The sequence below is a fragment of the Helicobacter felis ATCC 49179 genome (genome assembly GCF_000200595.1).
Classification (GTDB): domain Bacteria; phylum Campylobacterota; class Campylobacteria; order Campylobacterales; family Helicobacteraceae; genus Helicobacter; species Helicobacter felis.
This window is the reverse complement of the sequence record NC_014810.2, coordinates 1,031,562-1,052,847: the sequence shown is the minus strand read 5'-3', so window position 1 is coordinate 1,052,847 and position 21,286 is coordinate 1,031,562. Positions and strand designations below refer to the sequence as shown.

General features: G+C 46.1%; 16 protein-coding genes. 11 read left to right on the top strand and 5 right to left on the bottom strand.

Going from position 1 to position 21,286, the window contains the following annotated elements; translation table 11 throughout:
* Positions 1-16: 16 nt before the first annotated feature.
* The 4 genes from HFELIS_RS05300 to hsrA all read left to right on the top strand — a co-directional run bounded on the left by HFELIS_RS05300 (position 17) and on the right by hsrA (position 3,826).
* Positions 17-634, top strand: a complete 618-nt coding sequence (locus HFELIS_RS05300; protein ID WP_041303256.1) for an LPP20 family lipoprotein — start codon at positions 17-19, stop codon at positions 632-634.
* A 32-nt stretch (positions 635-666) separates the two neighbouring features.
* A complete protein-coding gene (locus tag HFELIS_RS05295) occupies positions 667-1,278 on the top strand; it encodes an HP0838 family lipoprotein (protein ID WP_013469510.1) in 612 nt (203 codons plus the stop codon).
* Positions 1,279-1,281: 3 nt separating this feature from the next.
* Positions 1,282-3,009, top strand: coding sequence for an OmpP1/FadL family transporter (locus HFELIS_RS05290; RefSeq protein ID WP_013469509.1), 1,728 nt, complete (start codon positions 1,282-1,284; stop codon positions 3,007-3,009).
* 136 nt (positions 3,010-3,145) lie between these two features.
* On the top strand, positions 3,146-3,826 hold the full coding sequence (gene hsrA / locus HFELIS_RS05285; protein WP_013469508.1) for a homeostatic response regulator transcription factor HsrA: 681 nt from the start codon (positions 3,146-3,148) through the stop codon (positions 3,824-3,826).
* Here hsrA and HFELIS_RS05280 read toward each other — a convergent pair.
* Genes HFELIS_RS05280 through tsaD form a run of 5 tightly spaced genes read right to left on the bottom strand, consistent with a single transcriptional unit; the run spans position 3,823 to position 9,908 of the window.
* Positions 3,823-4,170, bottom strand: a complete 348-nt coding sequence (locus tag HFELIS_RS05280; protein WP_013469507.1) for a hypothetical protein — start codon at positions 4,168-4,170, stop codon at positions 3,823-3,825. The two genes, hsrA and HFELIS_RS05280, sit on opposite strands and share 4 nt — an antisense overlap.
* Positions 4,160-5,305: a succinyl-diaminopimelate desuccinylase gene (gene dapE, locus HFELIS_RS05275; protein ID WP_013469506.1), complete on the bottom strand. Its 1,146-nt coding sequence runs from the start codon at positions 5,303-5,305 to the stop codon at positions 4,160-4,162. Before dapE ends, HFELIS_RS05280 begins: the two co-directional genes overlap by 11 nt.
* Entirely contained in the window at positions 5,302-7,182 is a 1,881-nt protein-coding gene (mnmG, locus tag HFELIS_RS05270; RefSeq protein WP_013469505.1) for a tRNA uridine-5-carboxymethylaminomethyl(34) synthesis enzyme MnmG, read from the bottom strand. Before mnmG ends, dapE begins: the two co-directional genes overlap by 4 nt.
* Before the next feature lie 48 nt (positions 7,183-7,230).
* The gene (locus tag HFELIS_RS05265) at positions 7,231-8,829 is read right to left on the bottom strand and encodes a methyl-accepting chemotaxis protein (RefSeq protein ID WP_013469504.1); all 1,599 of its coding nucleotides are present in this window, start codon (positions 8,827-8,829) and stop codon (positions 7,231-7,233) included.
* 53 nt (positions 8,830-8,882) lie between these two features.
* Positions 8,883-9,908 (bottom strand): tRNA (adenosine(37)-N6)-threonylcarbamoyltransferase complex transferase subunit TsaD, encoded by a 1,026-nt coding sequence (gene tsaD, locus HFELIS_RS05260; protein WP_013469503.1) that lies wholly within the window; start codon positions 9,906-9,908, stop codon positions 8,883-8,885.
* A gap of 48 nt (positions 9,909-9,956) precedes the next feature.
* Between tsaD and HFELIS_RS05255 the strand changes: the two genes are divergently transcribed.
* The 7 genes from HFELIS_RS05255 (at position 9,957) to HFELIS_RS05220 (ending at position 21,198) form a co-directional block, all read left to right on the top strand.
* On the top strand, positions 9,957-10,952 hold the full coding sequence (locus HFELIS_RS05255; protein ID WP_013469502.1) for an agmatine deiminase family protein: 996 nt from the start codon (positions 9,957-9,959) through the stop codon (positions 10,950-10,952).
* Positions 10,952-13,177 carry a carbamoyltransferase HypF gene (gene hypF, locus HFELIS_RS08760; RefSeq protein WP_013469501.1) on the top strand — a complete coding sequence of 742 codons (2,226 nt, stop codon included), beginning with the start codon at positions 10,952-10,954 and terminating at the stop codon, positions 13,175-13,177. Before HFELIS_RS05255 ends, hypF begins: the two co-directional genes overlap by 1 nt.
* Entirely contained in the window at positions 13,159-14,148 is a 990-nt protein-coding gene (gene hypE, locus HFELIS_RS05245; protein WP_013469500.1) for a hydrogenase expression/formation protein HypE, read from the top strand. The genes hypF and hypE overlap by 19 nt, the downstream gene beginning before the upstream one ends.
* 171 nt (positions 14,149-14,319) lie before the next feature.
* Positions 14,320-15,132 carry a hypothetical protein gene (locus HFELIS_RS05240; RefSeq protein WP_041302828.1) on the top strand — a complete coding sequence of 271 codons (813 nt, stop codon included), beginning with the start codon at positions 14,320-14,322 and terminating at the stop codon, positions 15,130-15,132.
* An 81-nt stretch (positions 15,133-15,213) separates the two neighbouring features.
* Positions 15,214-20,043, top strand: a complete 4,830-nt coding sequence (locus HFELIS_RS09045) for a hypothetical protein (RefSeq protein ID WP_231844153.1) — start codon at positions 15,214-15,216, stop codon at positions 20,041-20,043.
* Positions 20,044-20,176: 133 nt separating this feature from the next.
* Positions 20,177-20,935 (top strand): DNA-methyltransferase, encoded by a 759-nt coding sequence (locus HFELIS_RS05225; RefSeq protein ID WP_041302826.1) that lies wholly within the window; start codon positions 20,177-20,179, stop codon positions 20,933-20,935.
* A gap of 50 nt (positions 20,936-20,985) precedes the next feature.
* Positions 20,986-21,198, top strand: a complete 213-nt coding sequence (locus HFELIS_RS05220; protein ID WP_041302824.1) for a hypothetical protein — start codon at positions 20,986-20,988, stop codon at positions 21,196-21,198.
* Positions 21,199-21,286 lie beyond the last annotated feature (88 nt).

The window sequence follows — 21,286 nt, the reverse complement described above, 5'->3', positions numbered from 1 at the left end:
TGTAGGCCTAGTGTTGATGGTGGCCGGGTGCGGGTTTAAGCGAGCAGGGACGGCGCAACTTATTCCCCCTTCTGCTACAGGCTTGCAGGCCCCCATTTACCCCCCTACCACTTTTAACAGCACTAGCCGTCCTCCTATGCCACAAGGCTTTTCACCTAGGGGGGTAACTAATCCTGCTCCCGTAGCATCCGCTCCTGCTACGCCCGCTCCAGAGCCTCGCTTTGATAACTCGGCACAAAGTGGGATTTCTAACAGCGCGCCTACCCCAGCGATGGTTCCCAACACGCCCGTTCTCACTCCCACCAATATTATCGAGTTGAGTGCTGTGGGTATGGGAGTTGCGCCCGAGTCCACTATCTCGCCTTCTCAAGCTTTGGCCTTAGCTAAACGCGCGGCTATTGTGGATGGCTACCGCCAGTTGGGCGAAAAAATGTATGGGATCAGAGTGAACGCCACTGACACGGTGAAAGACATGATTTTACAGAACTCTGTGATTAAAACTAAAGTAAACGCCCTAATCCGCAATGCCGAGATCACAGAGACGATCTATAAAGATGGTTTGTGTCAGGTGAGTATGGAACTTAAATTAGACGGGCGCATTTGGTATAGCGTATTCAATGCAGGGCGGGGCTAGGTCGCCTAAGTGTTTCTGTGTAATGCTAGGGTATGGCTATCTTTCCTAAAACTTTCTTCATAGCCCTAAGTTTAGGGCTCTTTTTTGCCGCTTGTGGACACAAGACACCTAAACCTAAGAAAACCTCTAAACACGAAAAAGTTTCTAAGCCTAAGCCTAAAAAACTTTCCAAACAAGAACAAGAACAACAGCGCAAAGCTCAAGAAGCAGAGGCGCGTAAGAAGGCCTTAGAACAATTCAAACTTATTTATATTTACACGCCCGTTTTCCGCTTTTATGATTATGGCACCATTGGGCATGACCCAGAGGGTAATGTCCAACTTACTTTATATAAATTGAGCAAAAAAATAGGCACTATCACTATCAAGAAAAGCTATCTTTGTTTTTCTAGCACTTGTAGCCCCAAATGGACGGCTGCTAAGGATATGTTCGGAAGCGTGAGTTATGCTAATCTCTTTGATGACATTGTCTTAGGACACGATATTTTTAAAGGAGTTGGCAAGCGCATTGAACCCAATGGTGATCTCATTCAACGCTTTGTGCAAAATGGACAGGTAGTTTATTACGAACGCAAACCGGGTAAAATTTTGTTTCAAAATATGAGTGCAAATATTGCGGTGGTGATCGAGCAATACCACCCTTGAACAATGCGTCTTTGGCTCAGATATTTTTATGTTTGTCTGCCTATAGCTGTAGGAGCTAATGGATTTAAGGTTTCTGAACAAAGTCTCAATGGCACCGCTCTAGGCTCTGCTTATATTGCTGGGGCGCGCGGAGCAGATGCGAGCTACTATAACCCCGCTAATATGGGCTTTAACAACGATTGGGGCGAAAATCAAAGTGAATTTGAGGTTACCAGCACGGTCATCAATATCCCCGCTTTTCAATTTATGGTGCCTAGCACCAATCAAGGTCTATATTCCATCACAAGCCTCAAAATTGACAAATCTAAGGAAAATATGCTCGCTATTGTCCAAGCTTTGGGTTTAGGAAGTTTGGCCTCAGAAATTGGCAAAACTCTAGTTGACGGTGGATTAAAGACAGTGATGGAACTTGTCCAAAATCTGCAAAATCTTACCAATCAAAAAGTTACCACAGTGGCCTCTTTGCCCAGTAATCAGGTCGTGCGTGGTTGGACAGGCACGACCAATTTTGTGCTCCCTAAGTTTTTTTATAAAACCCGCACCCACAATGGCTTTACTTTTGGGGGGAGTTTTACCGCTCCCTCTGGGCTGGGTATGAAGTGGAATGGCTTAGGCGGAGAGTTTTTGCAAAATGTGTTTATTATGATGGTGGAGCTTGCCCCTAGCATGAGCTACACGCTAAATAACCGCTTCTCTGTGGGCGTGAGTGCGCGCGGATTATACGCAACGGGGAGTTTTAATAACACCGTTTATGTCCCTCTGCACGGAGCTTCTGTGCTCACTGGAGATCAAATTTTGGGTTTGCCCAATAATGTTTTTAGCCAACAAGTGCCCTCAAGCATGCGCACACAACTTGCCAGCATTGGCGACACCGCAGCTACTAACTGCAAGGCTGACATGGATCAAAACTCCCCACAATGTCAGGTTTTCTATAACCAACTTAAAATGGTGATGAAAAATAGTGGGTTGCAAGAGGCTATCTCTGATCTCTATGGCACTTCTCAGGTGGTGCAACAGAGTAATGGGAGCGCGTGGAGCGGGGGTTATAAGATTGCTGCAAGCATGCGCATTTTTAATAGTGGCATGTTTTCCATAGTTTATAATAGTAGCGCGACTTTTAACATGAAAGGTAGTTTGACTGCTTTAACCAAGCTAGGACCTAGTCTAGGCAATGTGCTCACTAAGGGCAGTTTGAATATTAATGTTTCTCTGCCTCAGGTGATTAATATCGCCTATGCCCATGAGTTTTTCAAACACCATTTGCGTGTAGAGGGCGTGTACGAACGCACCTTTTGGTCTCAAGGGAATAAATTCTTAGTAACTCCAGACTTTGCTAATGCCAGCTATCAAGGCATCGGGGGCACCGTGCAGTTTTTGAGCTCCTCTACGCTTAAAAAGATGGTAGGGCTTGCAGATTTTAATAGTGTGATGAACATGGGGGCGGGTTGGAGAGACACCAACACTTTTAGAATTGGCACAACTTACATGGGCAGAAACTTACGCCTAATGGGCGCACTAAGTTACGATCAAGCCCCCAGTCCTCAAGATGCCATTGGTATTCCCGACTCTAATGGCTACACGATCGCCTTTGGAGCAAAATATAATTTTAGAGGATTTGATATTGGTTGGGGGGGGACTTTTACCTTTAAGAGTAACCGCAAAAGTTATTATCAATCCAATAATATTGGCCAACTGCGCATTTTTTCTGCCTCTTTGGGTTATCGCTGGTAGGCGCGTTTTTAGTGAAGATGGTAGAATCTGCCCCATTCAAATCTTTCAAGTTTTGATGTCATTGAAGCCATTGCTATCGAAACCTGATTGTGCAAAATATGTTATAATTCTTTAAGTTTGACAACAAAGGATTTTGATGCGCATTTTATTAGTGGAACACGATGCTCACTTGAGCAAACAGATCGGTGTTTATTTGGGCGAAAAGGGTTTTCAGGTAGACACAGCGGAGAATTTGGAGGATGGGGAATACTACATCAGTATCCGCAATTACGATCTGATCTTAGTCGGTTTGGAGCTCAGCGATGGAAGTGGGCTAAATCTCATCCCCTATGCTAAGTCCAAACATCCTACTATTGTAAGTATCATGCTCACTAACAAAGCCTCTAGCGAACAGGAAATCAAGGCTTTTAAAGAGGGTGTGGATGATTTCATCGTAAAACCCTTTGATTTTGGCGTGTTAGCCGCTAGGATTGAGGCGCGCTTGCGCTTTTGGGGTTCAAGCATTATTGAGATTGAGGACTTAGTCATCAACCCTGATGAGGAAAAGATTATCTACAAAGGCAAAGAAATTGAGGTGAAAGGCAAACCCTTTGAGGTACTCACCCATTTAGCCCGCCATCGCGATCAGATCGTTTCCAAAGAGCAGTTACTAGATGCCATTTGGGAAGAGCCAGAGTTAGTAACTCCTAATGTGATCGAAGTGGCGATCAATCAGATTCGCCAAAAAATGGACAAACCCTTAGGCATCTCCACTGTAGAAACCGTGCGCCGCAGGGGGTATCGTTTTTGTTACCCTAAAGGTAGCTCGGAGCATTAAAACGAGATAGCATTTTGGCTACTGAGCAGATATTGCAACACTTCAGAGGCGTTGGTAAGTCTGCCCACGGCGACCTTTGCGCCAAAATGCTCCACACAGGTTTGACAAGAGAGAATTTCTACCCCTAGTTTTTCTAAATTTTCTAAAGTCTGCAAGGCTTGGGTGTTGTCTATATGGGTGTTGTGTGTGCTCAAGAGCACCCCACGATTTAAAAAAATGACCTTTTGGGGTAGCAAATCTTTAGACACGCCCACAAGGCTGTGTAAAAAACCCACCGCCACTTTAGCCCCCAAATCCCCCTCTCCGATTTTATCTGAACTGAAAACTAAATGCTTATTTGCCATGCGCTTCCTTAATAATAAGATGTAATAATTCTACAAAGACCGCACAAAGATTATTCAAATCTTCAATAGATACGCATTCATCAATGGAATGGATATGGCTATTGAGCAGACCAAATTCTACCACCTCCACTCCGCAGGCAGCAAAAAAACGCGCATCGCTAGTGCCTCCATAAGTGTTGAGCGAAGGCGTGCGCTCAAGCACTGCGGTGATAGCCTCTTGAATGTGCCCAACTAAGGCGCAGTTTTGAGAACTCAAAAAGGGCAGAGAATTTTGCTGTAAAGTTATACTGCAAGGGACTTTTTCTAAAATAGCGTCTAAGAAATGGGCCACATCCTCTAGGGTAACTTGGGGGGAATGGCGCACATTAAAACAGATTTCTAGGGTTTGAGGGGTAACATTCTCTGCGTCTGAAATGCTTTTTAGCGAGGTAATGACCAACCTAGAGGGCTCAAAATGGGCATTGGCTTTATCCAAGTGCGCATCGGCGATGAGATTGAGCTTATCAGCGATAAGATTGATAGGATTGAGGGAGGTTTTAGGGTAGGCAACATGCCCGGGAATGCCCTGCACTATGATTTTCCCTCCAATAGACCCCCGCCTTCCGATTTTAACGCTATCGCCTAACAACTTGGCACTGGTAGGTTCAGCGACTAAGGCATAATGGGGCAAGAGATTTTTTTCTTGCAAGACCTCGAGCATGTATTTAGTCCCAAAACGCGCAGCGCCCTCTTCATCGCTAGTGAGCAAAACAGAGAGAATGAGGGGGGGAGGATTGTCTGCAAGCTCAGCACACACGGCGTGCAATGCGCTTAAAAAAGCCCCTATTCCTCCTTTCATGTCCTGTGCTCCGCGCCCATACAAAATATCATCCTCCACCACGCCCTCAAAGGGATCATGCTTCCATCCCGCCCCTACAGGCACGACATCAATATGCCCGGCAAAGCAAAAATGCAGGGGAGTTTGGGCAGGATCACCAAAGCGTTTGTAAAAAAAGACATTGCTCACGCCATTTTGATCGGCGCGCAACACTTCAAAGTCTCTCAAAACCGCCCCGACACAATCAAAAATCCCTTCCTCTTTTGGAGTGATGGTTTGGTAACTGATGAGCTTTTGAGTCAGTTGCACGACATTCATGAAAGCACCCCCTTAGCCTTAGCGTGCAGATGTAAGTAGAGTTGCAAAACCTCGATATTAGCCGGGGTGATCCCACTGATATAGGAAGCCTCTAGTAAAGTTTGAGGGCGGTGTTTGCTGAGCTTTTCAATGGCTTCTAAACCCAGCCCGGTGATTTTTTCAAAATTAAAATCTGAGGGAATTTTGCTCTCTCCTAAGTTCTGCATTTTGGCGATGGATTCGCTCTGTTTTTCAATATAGCTATGGTATTTGCATGTGATTTTGACTTGTTCGAGCACCACGCTATCTAAATTTCGCAAACACTCAAAAAAAGCCCGCAGATCCGCCTCCTCAAAGCCATCCCGTCCGGCTAAAAACACGCCATTACATTTATCATTAATAGGAGTTTGGTTTAAGGCTTGGAGTTTTTCTAAAGTCTGTTTATTAGGAGTGATTGTGGTGTGTTGGAGAGTGTGCAGGGCTTGATTGATTTGTTCTTGTTGGGCTTGGAGTTCTTGATACTCTGAAGCACGCATTAAACCTAGCGCGTGGGCGTGCGCGCCTAGTCTCAAACGGGCGTTATCCTCTCGGAGTAAGAGGCGGTATTCCGCACGCGCAGTGAACATGCGATAGGGTTCTTGCGTGCCCTTGCACACTAAATCATCAATCATCACCCCGATATAGGCCTCATTGCGCGCCAACACAAAGCTTTTTTGCGCTCCTAACCCTAGTCCTAGCGCAGCATTGATACCGGCCATCAACCCTTGGGCTGCCGCCTCTTCATAGCCGGTAGTGCCATTGATTTGCCCAGCCAAATAGAGATTGGGAATCTTTTTAGTTTCTAAAGTATGTTGCAATTGGGTAGGTTGCACGAAGTCGTATTCAATGGCATATCCATAGCGCGTAATTTGGGCATTCTCTAGTCCCTTGATAGAATGTATAACTTGCTCTTGAATTTCAAAGGGGAGGGAAGTGCTTAAGCCATTGACATAGTATTCGCTAGCAGAGCGGGTTTGGGGTTCTAAAAAAAGTTGGTGGCGCTCCTTATCTTTAAAACGGCAAATTTTATCCTCAATGCTAGGGCAATAGCGCGGGCCCACGCTTTCAATCTGCCCGCTAAACATGGGAGCTTGGTGTAAATTAGCCTCTATGATCGCATGGGTGTTAGGATTGGTGTAAGTCAGATAGCAGGGCAGTTGGGTTGGGTTAAAATTGTGGGTTTTATGGCTGAATTTGGGAGGGATAGAGTCGCCATAGTGGGGCTCTAATTGGCTAAAGTCAATGCTAGCTCCGGCTAATCTAGGGCAAGTGCCCGTTTTAAGCCTGCCCACTTGTAAGCCTAACGCGCTTAAATGTTTGGAGAGTTCAATAGAAGCGCTTTCGCCAAAACGCCCGTTTTGGCTTTGGTGCGTGCCAATGTGCACCAAACCTTGCAAAAAAGTGCCCGTAGTGAGAATAACCTTTTTGGCGCGATAGATTTTACCAATATGGGTTTGCACCCCCACCACAGCCCCTCCCTCTAGCAACAGAGTTTCTGCCATTTCTTGAGAAACACTTAAATTAGGGGTTTGTAGGGCAAGATTGCGCGCCTCCATACGGTAAATATCCATGTCAATTTGAGCGCGCGTGCCCCGCACAGCAGGCCCTTTAGAGGCATTTAGTATCCGACATTGTAACGCGCTTTTATCGGCCAAAAGCCCCATAACTCCCCCCAAAGCGTCAATCTCTTTTACCAAGTGTCCTTTGCCCAATCCCCCAATGGCCGGATTACAGCTAGCTAGAGCCATATTGTCCACTAAAAGGGTGAGCATGTGCACACGCGCGCCCATCTTCGCTCCCACAAGGGCAGCCTCTAAGCCTGCATGCCCTCCTCCAACAACCACAATATCCACTTCCATGAAAACCCCTTTTTTGGGGTTATTATACCCCAACAACCCCAATACACCCTAGACTTTGAACTTTCCAAACTCACTTTCTAATTCCTGATTTTTGGTAACTAGCTTCAGGCTATGTCCTTCTAGTTGCTTGCGCACTGATTTAACCTCACTAAAGATATTAAGAAAATCTAAGGTAACTTGGTTGAGCTCCTCCATTCTAGCCACGACAACATCCGTGCGGTCGCGGGTTTCTTGAGATTTGTTCTTGGTGTTGTCAAGGTTTTCTGTGGCGTTTTTGGCATCTGTGATGAGCAAAGAGGTTTGTTCAGAAACCTCTTGAGACTGGGTGGCTACGCTTTGAATGCGTGTGCCCATATTCTCAATGCTTTGAGTTACCATATTCACCATCGCAGTGATGTCCCCCAAAGATTTCTGCGTTTTGCTAGCCAAATCGCGCACCTCATCGGCCACCACCGCAAACCCGCGCCCGTGTTCGCCCGCTCTAGCGGCTTCAATGGCAGCATTCAAAGCTAACAAGTTGGTTTGGTTGGCAATGTCATCAATGATGGTGAGCACGCCCTTAATTTCATTGGCATGGCTGACTAACGCGCCAGACTCGGTAGCGATTTCTTGTTGGCTTTGGGCAGAAGCTGAAATCATATCTACGGAGTTTTGGATTTTTTCTACGAACGCTCCTAAAATCACCCCAGTTTGATCTAAGTTTTCAATGGTATCTCCTAGGTTTTCCTTAGCTAATTGTAGATTTTCACTTACCTGATGGTTAATACTTTTGAGATTTTCTACCGATTTAAATTCACGATCAGCCGCTTCACTAAGAGTTACTGTAGAGGCCTTGAGCGCAACTCCTATTTGGTTATTCTCCTCTACAATACCCTTACCAATTTTGACAATCTCTGCGATTTTGGCGACGAATTGGTTGATAAAATTACAAGCAGCCCCAATCTCATCTTTGGATTGGATGGTGAGAATCTTAGTGAGATCAGCTTCTTTAGAAGATACCAAATCCTGCGCCGTGTTTTTTAAATTATTCAAGGGGCGGATGACATCTTTTTGCACCACGAAGGCGATGAGGGCAATGATACCTAGGGAAATGCCTAGCATCCAAGTAAGGGTTTTAGTGCTCAGAGTGTCTGCGTTACGATGAATTTCTTCTAGGGAAAGTTTAACCTGCATCACCCCGATCATGTCCCCTACCTTATTGTTCGTGTGGCAGGCAACACATCCCTTATCTCCTACCAAAGGCTGTAAAACACGCACATGCCGTTCTCCATTCTCTCCATCCCGCACACTCACCTCTTGAGGTGTGTTAGGATGCTCAAAATATTTCACTACATCAGGATCTGTTGTGAAAGTATCATTGAGTCCAAAGAGCTTAATATCCCCCTTGCCTGGGTAAAACTTCATCTTCACTCCCGGGAGCTTGTTACTATCATCAATGGCTTTGTGAATAGCTTCAGTTGTTCCTACAGTGATGGCTTGCACAATGGTATTAATGATCGAAGCGTTGATACTTTTTGCAACTGAGCGGCCCTGAAGTTCAGCCAAAGTAGAATAATCCCGCTTGATCAGTGTAAAGATAGAGAACACAAAAGCACCCATCAAGACGAACATATAAAAGAATGCACGCGTCTGCAGATTTATATTCATACAACTCCCATGCGTGTTTTATTTTTCAGGGTATGAATATAGTAAAAACATTTTTAAGCGTGCATAATTTCGGTTTGGGCGTTAATATCCAGAGTGTGTAGATTACTAAACTCTACATTGTGGTAGCTCACCACCCCCGCGCGCCCAATCATTGCTGCATTATCCGTGCAAAACTCTAGGGGAGCTAATAGCAGTTCTATGCCAAATTCTGCACATAGTTTTTCTAATTGCGTGCGGATGTAGGCATTTGCACTCACCCCTCCCACCAAGCCTAGAGTGCTTACTGGGGTAGTTTGTAAATAGGCGCGCAATTTGTGCAGTAAGTGCGCGCAGGCGACCTTTTGAAACCCCGCACAGATACGCGCTTGCATTATTTGACTTAAAGGCTGTTCTTTAGCCACCGCCAAGCGCACGGCGTTTTTGAGCCCTGAAAAACTAAAAGCCAGCGCGCTTTTTTGCTTAAGGGGCAAAGGAAAGGGATATTCCTCTCCTGCAGGACATAAACGCGCCAACTTTTCTACCACAGGACCGCCCGGATAACCCAAGCCTAGCATGCGCGCTACCTTGTCAAAACTCTCTCCTAAGCTATCATCCAAGCTTTGGGCGATAATGCGCATGTCTGTAGGCGTGCGTGCCTCTATGATAAGAGTATGTCCCCCAGAAACCAGCAACACGCTTAGAGGAAAACGCGGGGTAGCTTGATTAATAAACAGAGAGTAAAGATGCCCTTTGAGATGATCTATGCTAATAAGAGGCAGATTTAGGCTGAGTGCTAGGGCCTTGCCCATCATCAAGCCCTCTAAGAGAGTGATAGCCAATCCCGGACGCGTGGTAAGAGCGATAGCCTTGAGCGGGGCAAAGGGATTGGGGTTCTCTTGGGCTAAAAACTCTTTAGCTCTTTGGAGCAGTAGGGGCAAGTTATGCGCATGCAGGCGCGAGGCCAACTCGGGCACCACACCCCCATGCGCGCTGTGTTCTGCCTCTTGGGAAATCTTGGCATGCCAAAGTAATTTAGCGTCCTCTAGGCGCGTGAGGGCAAGCGAACTATCATCACAACTACTCTCAATACTTAAAAGCATCTTTTCTCTTTAGGGTATAATGCGCACCATTATACTACAAGGGCAAAAATGGCACGATTTAAGGCAGAATGGGAAGAGCAGAGTGCGATTTTAATGGCATTTCCGCACGCCTCTAGCGATTGGGGCGCGTATTTGTCAGAGGCGCAAGAATGCTTTTTAAACATTATCAACACTCTAGCGGGCTATCAGCGCGTGTTAGTCTGTGTACACACTAGCGACAGCGCAGGAATCGATCGTTTGAGCCGTCTGAGCAATGTTGAGGTGGTGCTCTTAGACACTAACGACACTTGGGCGCGCGATTTTGGACCTTTGTGCGTGGAAACCGCTGGGGTGCATTTTTATTTAAGCTTTGTGTTCAACGCATGGGGGAACAAATACCAAAGCAAACTAGACAACACCATTAGCATGAAACTCGCCCAAAAGGGGTTTTTGCGCCACCCTCTGCGCTTTGTAGATGTGGTTTTGGAGGGAGGGAGTTTAGAATGCGATGGGGCAGGCACACTTTTAGCCAACCGCTATAGCTTGCTCAATTCTAATCGCAACCCAGATCCGGAAAAATCCATCGCTAGGATCAAACAAGAACTCAGTCTTTCACGCATTTTATGGATCGACACCCCGCCTCTAGCCGGAGATGACACAGATGGGCACATCGACACTCTCGCGCGCTTTTTAGACCCAGAGACCATTGCCTATGTGAGTTGCAACGACCCTACTGATCCCCAATACCAACCCCTAAAAGCAATGGAGCAAACCCTGCAGAGTTTTAGAACTTTGGAGAACAAACGCTATAAACTTATTCCCCTACCTCTGCCCAGCCCCAAATACTACCAAGATCAACGCCTGCCCGCCACTTACGCGAACTTTTTATTTGCCAATAGTGGAGGGCAACGCGTGCTCTTTGTGCCCACCTATGACGACCCCCTAGATGCCCATATTTTAAAAACCCTAGAAAAACACACTCAAATAGAGGTCGTGGGCGTGGATTGTTCTTTTTTGATCCGCGAACATGGGAGTTTGCACTGCGCGACCATGCAACTTTACTAATGCGCCAAATTTGGGTGCGTGGGCAAGTGCAGGGGGTGGGCTTTAGACCCCTTGTTTATCAAATCGCTACGCAACTGGGCGCGTGCGGGTTTGTGCGCAATGTGGGCGGAGCGGTGGAGATCGTGTTAGATAAGTCTCTAGAATCTCCCTTTTTAGCCCAATTGCACGCCAAGCTCCCCCCACAAGCCCAAATTTTAGAACTCACCACCCAAGACATAGACATAGATACACCCCCCTTTTCCATCCAACCTAGCCTAAGCGCGCCCCACAGCACAGACCCCCTACCCCTAGACAAGGCCACTTGTGCGCCGTGTTTGCAGGATACTTATGATCCAACTAGCCGTTTCTATGGCTATGCCTTCACAACTTGCGCACATTGTGGTCCGCGCTTTAGCATGCTAGAAAATCTCCCCTTTGATCGCGCGCATACTTCCATGCGCACCTTTGAGATGTGTCCAGAATGCGTGCGCGATTACCACGACCCACAGAGTCGGCGTTTTTTTGCCCAAGGGCTCTCCTGTCCAAAGTGTGCTATAAGACTGAGTTTCCACACCCCCGCAGGGATCAACACCACCACCCCCCTACAAGCCTGCTTACAGACCCTACAAGAGGGGGGTGTGGTAGCGATCAAGGGAATCGGAGGGTTTGCTTTAATGGGCGATGCGCGTAACATAGAAGTAACTCAGCGTATAAGAGAAATCAAAACACGCCCCTTTAAGCCTTTAAGCGTGATGGTGCGCGATTTAGACATGGCGCGTGATTTAGCTTACCTAAACTCTCTAGAGGAACAAATCCTACAAGCCAGCAGTGCGCCTATTTTAATTGCGCGCGCTAAAGTCTCCCTAAACCCCCTCATTGCCCCCAATTTAGACACTTTGGGGTTATGTTTGCCCTACACGCCCTTACATCATTTGATCGCGCGCGCGCTCAATATCCCCCTCATTTTTACCAGTGCCAACCACAAAAGCGCGCCCATTTTCCATACTTTAGAGCAGGTGCGCGCGTTAGGTGTAGAGGGCATTTTAGATCACGCCCGCGCGATTGTCCACCCTATAGAAGATAGCGTGGTGCGCGCGAGTGGGGGGGCTGTGGGGGTGGTGCGCTTGGGGCGGGGGTTAGCTCCTTTGAGTCTGCTTAACGCAGACACGGCTTTACTCTGTGGTTTTGGGGCACAAAGCAAGGCTTCTGTATGTTTTGCCCAAGATTTTAGCCTTATAAGCCCTGAGATGGGCGCGCTGGAGAGTGTAGAACACACACAACATTACCAACATGCCCTAAACTTCTACTACCATCTAAGAGGCACGCCCCAAGCTTGCGCTATTGACCTGCATCCGGGCTATATCTCTAGCCAACTAGGAGAAGAAAAAGCCTTAGAGTGGGGCGCGCAACTTGACCAAGTGCAACACCATGAGGCGCATTTTTACGCCTTGTTGGGCGAATACGCCCAAGAAACCCCCCTTCAAGAGGGGCAAAAAGTGCTAGGCTGGATTGCTGATGGCTTTGGGTTGGGCTTACAAGGGTGCTTATGGGGCTGTGAAGTCTTTGAGGCAGAATACAAGGGCTTTTGGGATGTGCGCAGAATCTATAGCTTAGAACCCTTTGAGATTTTAACCACCCCCAAAGCCCTTAAGGATAGCTCTTATTGCGCCTATGCCCTAGCGCGTGCGCACAATTTGCAAGCCCTTTTAGAGCGTGTCCCTATGCTACACCTAGAGATCATTAATCAAATGTTAGATGCGCATCTACAAACCCGATTAACCACCTCGCTAGGACGGCTTTTTGATGCGGTGGCGTGTTTTTGTGGGGTGGGGGGGCTTAACACTTATGAAGCCCAAAGCGCGGCGCAATTAGAGAGTTTGGCACGCTCGCTAGAGAGTAATGCGCGCTATCCACTCGAATTAAAGCACAATCATATCAGCTATCACGCTCTGCTTACAGAATTGCAAACAGATATTTTAAAAGGACAAGAAGCTCTAAGCGCGCGCAAATTCCATAACGCCTTAGCCCACTTGGCTTTAGAATTGCACACGCGCCACCGCGCGCCTTTACTTGTGGGGGGCGGGGTGTTTGCCAACGCGCTTTTGTGTGAGGAAATTCATAAGCTTTTGGGGAAGGGGGTCTTTTTCCCTAAAAAATTGCCCTTTGGAGATGGAGCGATCGCTTATGGGCAGGTGGAGTATCTGAAAAATCAAGAGAGGAGGCGCGCATGCAACATGTCGCTTTGAGTTGTGGAAATGGAGGCAAGGAGAGTTTAGAGCTCATTGAAAAGGTGTTTAAGCCCTATTTACAGGAGTTTTTGAGTGCAGATGGTGAGGACGCAGGGGTGTTTGAGGCGGGTTTGTGCGCGTTAAGCACTGATAGCTTTGTGGTCGATCCGCTCATCTTCCCCGGGGGAGATATTGGTAAATTGAGCGTGTGTGGAAGTGCCAATGATGTGTGCGTGCGTGGGGCGCGCCCAGAGTTTTTAAGCATGGGTTTTATCTTAGAAGAGGGGTTAGAGATCGCGCTTTTAAAGCAGATTTTAGCTTCTGTGCGTGTGCAGTTAGAGCTAGGTGGACTTAAATTGCTCTCACTAGATACTAAGGTCGTGCCTAAGGGCTGTGTGGATAAGATTTTTATTAACACCACCGCACTAGGGCGTGTGCTCTACCCGCATTTGAGCGCGCGCAACCTCAGAGCGGGGCAAAGCGTGGTTGTGAGCGATTGCATCGGCGCGCATGGGGCACTACTCTTTTCTTTGCGCCATGAAATCCAATTACACACTTTGCTACAAAGCGATTGCAAACAGCTCTTTAGTGTTTTAGAAGGGGTGTTAAATAGCTCTTATAAAATTTATGCCATTAGAGATGCCACACGCGGGGGGCTAGCTGCAGTGCTCAATGAATGGGCTCTAGCCTCTGGTGTGGGGATCGAGCTAGAAGAGTCTAAAATCCCCATTTTGGAGGGAGTAGCTGGGGTGTGTGAGATTTTAGGGCTTGAGCCCTACGCTTTAGCCAATGAGGGGGTGTGTGTGCTCAGTGTTGCAGAAACAGACGCTTTAGAAGTGTGCGCGCTCCTTAAAAAGGGGGGAGCAAACCCAGCCATCATTGGGCGCGTGGTAGAAACACACCACCCTTGTGTACACCTACTGAGCGCATGGGGTTCTAGGCGTTATTTAGAACTCCCTGAGGGCGAACTCTTGCCTAGAATTTGTTAGGGATTAATAGACTCCTATAGCGCCATATTTTAGTTTTGATGATAAAAGATGCTCTTCGCCCCGTATCTCCACTAAGGCGAAAAGAAACCCCCTAGAAAAGGGGGGTTTTTGCGCTAAATTTTCTACAAACACAAAAGAATAACTTCAATTACGCGCCTTTAAAAGGAGAAGATGCGCCAAGACATTCTAAAAATTAAGGATGCCAAAGACTTAAGCGAAGAACAAAAGCATCTTATCTACAAAGACACCAGTCTTGGTAAGTATATTTGGAACGCCCTGAGCAAAGAGGATAATGACGCTCTAAGGGAATATCAAGAGGACATCAAGGGGCGGAGTTTAGTGGCAGATGTTTCTAAGGCAATGACTTTTTTAAACAACATTGCCGCACACAAGAATATTAAAGAACTCTTTAGCTCCAGCGACCCCAAAGTCAAAGAAAAATACCGCCAAGAGGCCCAAACTCTAGCTAAGGGTTTTGGGTTTGAAAAGGCGGTGTTTGATGAAAAGGGGGAGATGTTTGTAGCCAAAGAGGGCCAGCTTTATAAGGTCAATGATAATTTTTTTGACCAATTCCCCAATCTTTTAAAAGCAAACGCCTTTTCTATGGCTGGAAGCATTGCCGGGGGAGTTTTAGCCGGCAAAAAGGGCGGGATAGCAGGCATGATAGCAGGGGGCGCGCTAGGGGCTTTTGGAGGGGGCGGACTAGATGCGCTCTTGACTAACTTTGTGCTAGAGCGTGAGAACAATTTTCAAGAAAATCTAGCCCATATGCTCCAAGAGGGCGCGCTCAATGTGGTGGGCGATGTTGCTGGTATCCTGCTAGGTAAAACCATTAAGGGCGTAGCCAATAACGCGCACAAAATCGCGCACAAAGTTAGCGATATTGCTGAGTATGTGCCTTTTGTAGGGATGGGCATGCGCGCGCTCAATGGAAATGTCAAAGCCGCCCAAAGATTGATAGATCAGGTGCGCACCCCTGAGTAACAAGCCGCGCTTAAAGAGTTTGGGGAACAATTTGGCGCAGGGGCAAAGTTTTACACTCCTAATTCTGCTTTAACCCAGACTATGAAAGAGAGGTTTGGGGAAACTTCGCCCATGTTTAAGGCGTATGATATTGTCAATAATATCTTAACTTTGCCCAAACATTCTGAGCGTCAAAGTGCCTTTATTGAGCAGATTCGCGCCGATGAGAGCGGGACTCTATTGGCCTTTATGAGCGAGGCGGCTAACTCTAGCCCGCGCGCGCACAACACGCTCAAAGGCATTTTAAACAAAACCACGCGCAACCTAGAAGCCCAATTAGAGCAACTGCACTTAAACCCCGCAGACATTAAGACTATCTTTGAGGATTTAGACAAGGGCACTAGGCAGAGTTATGCAGAGGCTACAGAGCGCATTATCCCCGAGGTGTTAGAGGGCTTTAAGACCACACTTGAGCCTAGCAAAGTCAAAAACATCTACAAGGAGCTAGAAGAACAGGGACTTATGCTAGAAGCCCGTCCCTTTTTAAAGCACATTGAGAACAATATCTACAATCCAGAGGGGGTAAGCTTCACTCAGCTTAACAACGCGCTTAAAACGCTCAATAGCCACGCCAAACACGCCAGCAATCCGGGGCTAAAGGATTATATCCGCAACACCACGCAAAATATTTTCCGTCATGACATTAAAGAGGGCATTGATGACCTTTTTAGCCAGCTCCCTACAGAAATAGGGAAAAAATACCAAGAACTCTATCACACCACTCTCAAAGACTACGCCACCATGAAAGAAACGCTCAAGATGGTGGATGGGGGAGGATTAAAGCTAAGAGATGCCAAACGCAGCGAGGCAAAGGCCTTAGAGGGCTTGCTCAAATACGCACAAGGACAGGGAGAAGCAGGGCTAGATAACCTCACGCGCCTAAGCAAGGGCTTAAGCCCAGCTAATAGAGAAGTGCTAGAGCTCAACATGCTAGATCGGCTTTTTAAAAGCTCTTTGTTTGAAAATGACGGGCTAAGGGTTTTTGATAGTCAAGCCTTTTTTAAAAGATTAGAGGGGCTTAAAGAGGGGACTTTTTCTAGCCAAGCTTCTAAGGACTTTATCGATATTGCCAGCGGGTTTAACCGCCTTTTTAACCAAGATGCTAAGATTGCCGCCGCTTTAAAAGCCAACACGGGCGAGCAAGTAGGCTCTTCGATTGCCACCAGTGTTTCAGGAGCTGTACAATACCAAGTTACAAAGGCACTCTTTGGGCTTGTAGTGCGCACAATGTTTCATATTCCTTTTGCTAAGAGCATCAATAGCAAGGTCAGCCAAGCGGCCCTAAGATACCACATCAAAGCCGCGCTGAATAAGAGTGTTAGCGTAGGAGATTTTAAACAACACCTACGCGCTCTAGGCCAAAGAGTCGAGTTTGACAACGCCACCAAAGCCCTTATTAGAGAGATTGAGGGGGGATTACCACCGGATGATGGAGGGGGAGGAATGCCACTAAAAGAGGAGCCTAGTCCTTCTAGCGCAGAACCTAATAAAGGAGGAGGGAAGTCCAATAGAGATGGTGATGGGGAGATTAAACCCATTGCTGTCATTGAAAAAGCAGAGGACAAAGAGGCATTTATTAAAAGCCTTGATTTGAGCGCGCATGCTACGCCTATACCTGTAAGTTTAGATGTGGAAGGGTTTTTAAAGACATTAGAGGGCGTTAAAAATCATAAAAACTTTATTGAGCATTTGGCAAGCAGGGAAGATGGGGCAAGTCGCTTAGCTTACCTTAATCTTGTAGAGCCAACACTCAAAAAGCCTAACATTGAACTAATTTTTAATGACCCTGCAAGAAAAAAATATATCAAAGCTTTCAAGGATAAAAAAGGCAAAACCCTAAAATATATACTTGTTACAGCCAATAACGATGAAATTCTCATTACAGGTTTGCCAGTTAGACAAATAAGCTACCTGCAGAAACAAATAAGAGATGCGGACATTATCCACTCTTTCATTCCGCCGGGTAGGCTTGCTAGTGAGCAAGGTGCTTTAACACCGAGTGGGCTACCAGCTACAGAACTTACCACCCCTGAGCTTAAAAATCAAGCCCAAACCCTTTATAACACCGCCAAAGAACAAGAAGGGGGGTTTAGGGGGTTATTAGAGGGCATACCCGGGCAACACAGCCTAGAAGCGGGGAATTTGCTTAAGAGTGTAGAGAGTATTGAGAGCAAGATTAAGCGCAAAAGAGGGGATATAGGGGGCATTAATGACTTTTTAAGAGGTGCGCTGATTGCGCCCAGTAGAGAGCATTTAGACTCTCAACTTGTAAATATTACCAAGCACCTACAAACACAGGGTATTCCCCATAAAATCGAATATAAGCAGAATACTAGCGGTTATAAAGGCGTGCATATCCAGTTTAATTATAATGGGGTAGGGAGTGAGATACAGCTACACACTGCCCAAAATTGGGAGATTAAAAAGCAATTAGACGAGATTTATCATGTGTTGAGGGAACAAGAAATTAACCCGACTCTAACACAAGCAGAGTGGGAACGCTTAAACCGAGAGAGCAAGAGATTAGCTCAAGATTTCGATGTAGATATTAACCTTTTCACATCGTTTGAAGTTATTTCTACAGAGTCTAAATCTGCAGCATCGCTAAATTCGCGGAATGCGACAAACGAAGAGAACTTAACCCACATCTTGCGCTTGAAATCATACTCAAAAACACCCCCCTCATCAGATGCAAGCGCATACAACCGCCCAGACTCTGTATTAAACCAAAAAGAGGAGATTTTAACCGGTGGTAAAGGTACAGATTCAGACATACAAGCTCCTTTAAAAGAGGATAGCACACCCCCCCTTAAAAAGCCTAGCATTAGAGAACAAGCTCTAGCCTTTAGACAGGAGCAAAAGAGAAAAGAACAAGAAGCCCTAGAGGCTAAAGAGGCTAAATATAAAGCAGAGAGGCAAGAGCAAGAACAGGCCTACCAAGCTAGCCTAGCCCAAAAAGAGAGTCAAGCAGGCACTAAGGAGAATCAAAAAGATTTAAAACTCGGCACGCCTATTGCCATGCAAAGATTACAAGGGCGTTCTAGCAGTGTGAGCCTAGATGATGATCACATTTACCCGCTAGATTTTGTTGTGGTCAAAGCCAAAGACATTAAACCTAGTTTTAACACAGGAGTGGGCACACAAACCCGCACACAAACTAATTCTAAGATGGTCGAGCAGATCGCCCAAAACTTCAAGCCTGAAATGGTGTTAAATAGAGGCGGGTTTGATGATCTGCCCTTGATTTTGAGCGATGGGCAAGTGATAGCGGGCAATCATAGGGCTAAGGGCATGCAAAATTTTACACCCCAAAGCAGACACACCTATGAGCAAGCTATCTTAGAACATTACGGGCTAGAGCTTAAAGGCGATGAACTCTTAATGCGCACGCCTAAAAATGAGCTGGACACACAAGAAATTATTAATCTAGCCTCAGCTAGCAATAAAGAAAGAGCGCACACCTACGGGGACAAACTTATCGCCGCTTTAGGCAAGTACGACTCTAAAATCACCCCTGACAACCTAGAAAACTATTTAAAACAAAGCCATGATGTGCAGGAATTAGCCCAAAATGTAGGCCGTGCCCTAGACACACAGGCTAAAGAGCCCGATATTGAGGGGGCTAATTTAGCCCTACTAGCCCAAAGCGCGCGCAACACACAAGATTACACCCTTTCAAAAGCTCTCAATGATGCGCAAAAGACTTTAGACATTGAGGATTTTAGCAAGCTTAAAGAGATGCTAGTCAAGAATGCGGGCAGTTTTTATACTTTACTAAGAGATTCTAGACTGCCTAATTTGCATCTAGCCCCCTATTTGACCCAAAGCATTCCCTCAATGGCGCACGCGCTCAAAACTACACGCCAAGAGAATTTTACAAAGCTGTATGAGACCTTGAGCGATCTACTCAAAACCACCGATGAGCACGGCATTAATGCTTTAGTAAAAATGAACCCCGGAGTGTATGACGCGATGGCGTCCGAATTATTAGGCGCGTCTTTAGCGCGTTTTGTGCGCTTAGAAAACCCAGCCCAGAGTTTTTACGAGTTTTTGAAAAACGCCCCTGAAGGCTTGAATGCGCTCGTTGCAGATACCTTGTTAAAACGCATAGAAGGCATTCCCTCTAAGCCTTTAAATGAGGCCAATGTTTACGACTTTATTTCTCTAGCCATTAATAGCGGTGAGAAAAGCCCAATTTCTAGCAAGCTCAATGACCTATTGCCTGAATTTGAGAAAAAGGCTAGGGAGGCTAAGAAGATTTTAAAGGGCGAGGACAAGATAGTGGAACCTAACCCCGCTTTTGGGGAGAACTTTAGCGAGTTTGAGGGTAAGGGCGCGCAAGTCCTTTTAGATGGCAGAGGGCGAGCGGATTTGTTAGACCCCAAGAAGTTATCTAAGGTTGAGCAGGAGAGTGGGGAGATTAAACCCATTGCTGTCATTGAAAAAGCAGAGGACAAAGAGGCATTTATTAAAAGCCTTGATTTGAGCGCGCATGCTACGCCTATACCTGAAAGTTTAGATGTAGAGGGGTTTTTAAAGACATTAGAGGGCGTTAAAAATCATAAAAACTTTATTGAGCATTTGGCAAGCCGTACCGATGGGCAAAGGCGTTTAGAATACTTGCACTTAGTAGAGCCTACATTAAAGAATCCAGATATTGAACTTATCTTTAAAGCACCCGCAAAAAAAGAGTATGTCAAAACATTTAGACAAGAGGGTAAAAAAGACCTAGTCTATTTGTTGGTTACTAAGGATGATGATGCGCTTTTGATCACTGGGATCGTAGATGCTAAAAAAGGATATGTCAGAGGACGGATACAACATGCGGACATTATCCACTCTTTCATTCCGCCGAGCAACCAAAAACGATAAATCGTTGAGTGGCCTGCATTGCTAGGCTACTTTAACCAGTCTTAAAAGTGGCTTAAACCTAAAACAAGGCTTGAAAATGAAGAAAACTTTTCTTCTGTGTTTAAGGCGTTAAATCCACAAAAAAGGAGAGCAGTTGCTAACCCCCTATCTTAACCAAATCTTTCATGCTGACGCCTTAGAGTTTATGCAGGGCTTGCCTGAAAACTCTATAGATTGTGTTTTGATTGACCCGCCTTATTGTAGTGGGGGTGTGAAGTCTTTGTCAGATCGGCGCAAAAGCACCAATGACAAATATTTGATAACGCGCAAAGATGGAAAAGTTTACCCCGAATTTATAGGCGATGGCAAAGACCAACGGGCTTACACCATGTGGATGGGCTTTATCTTTGCCCAAATAGCGCGCGTGTTAAAGCCTAATAGTTACTTCTTTAGTTTCATTGATTGGCGCATGTTACCCGCACTCTCTGATGCCGTGCAATTAGCAGATTTAGCTTGGCGAGGTGTGATGGTATGGGATAAGGGGCGTTCTGCTAGACCCTTTAAGGGCGGGTTTAAACAACAATGCGAGTTTATTGTCTGGGGCACTAAGGGGGTGCTAGAACCCCAAGAGTTTTACGGCTACGGCTACAAGGAGGCCAAAATCCACCCCAATACCAAACAACACGCCACGCAAAAGCCCTTAGAGATTTTAAAACATTGTTTAGAGATTGTGCCTAAGGGCGGGATAGTGTTAGATTGTTTTTGTGGTTCAGGGAGTACAGGAGTGGCGTGTGCGCAAATGGGGCTAGATTTTATCGGTGTAGAAAAGTCCGCCCAATATGCTCAAATCGCTCAAGAGAATTTACAAAGGGCTTTTAAAAATAAAGCTTCTTTGTTTGATGCTGTGGTTTAACCCTTGTTTCAAGCGCGCATTATGGTTTTAATGCCCTAAAAAGGGTGTTCATGCGTGTTCTTGTGGTGGTTTTGGGTGTGTTTTGCTTAGGTTGCACGCCGCGTGTGGTGTATAAAGATGTTTATATCCCAACTAAGTGCCAGATTGTCAGGCCTGCTAGACCTAGCAAAGATTTAGAAGTGTTGGAGTATTTAAGAGAGCTATTAGCCTACACAGAGGAGTTAGAAAAGGATTTAGAGTTTTGCACAAAATCCAGCCCGTGATAGCTCCACATTTTTTAACCCTTGCTTTATGGGCTTGTGTTTTGCTAATATTAGCGCGTGTCTTACTTCCAGACACATTTTCCTTTTC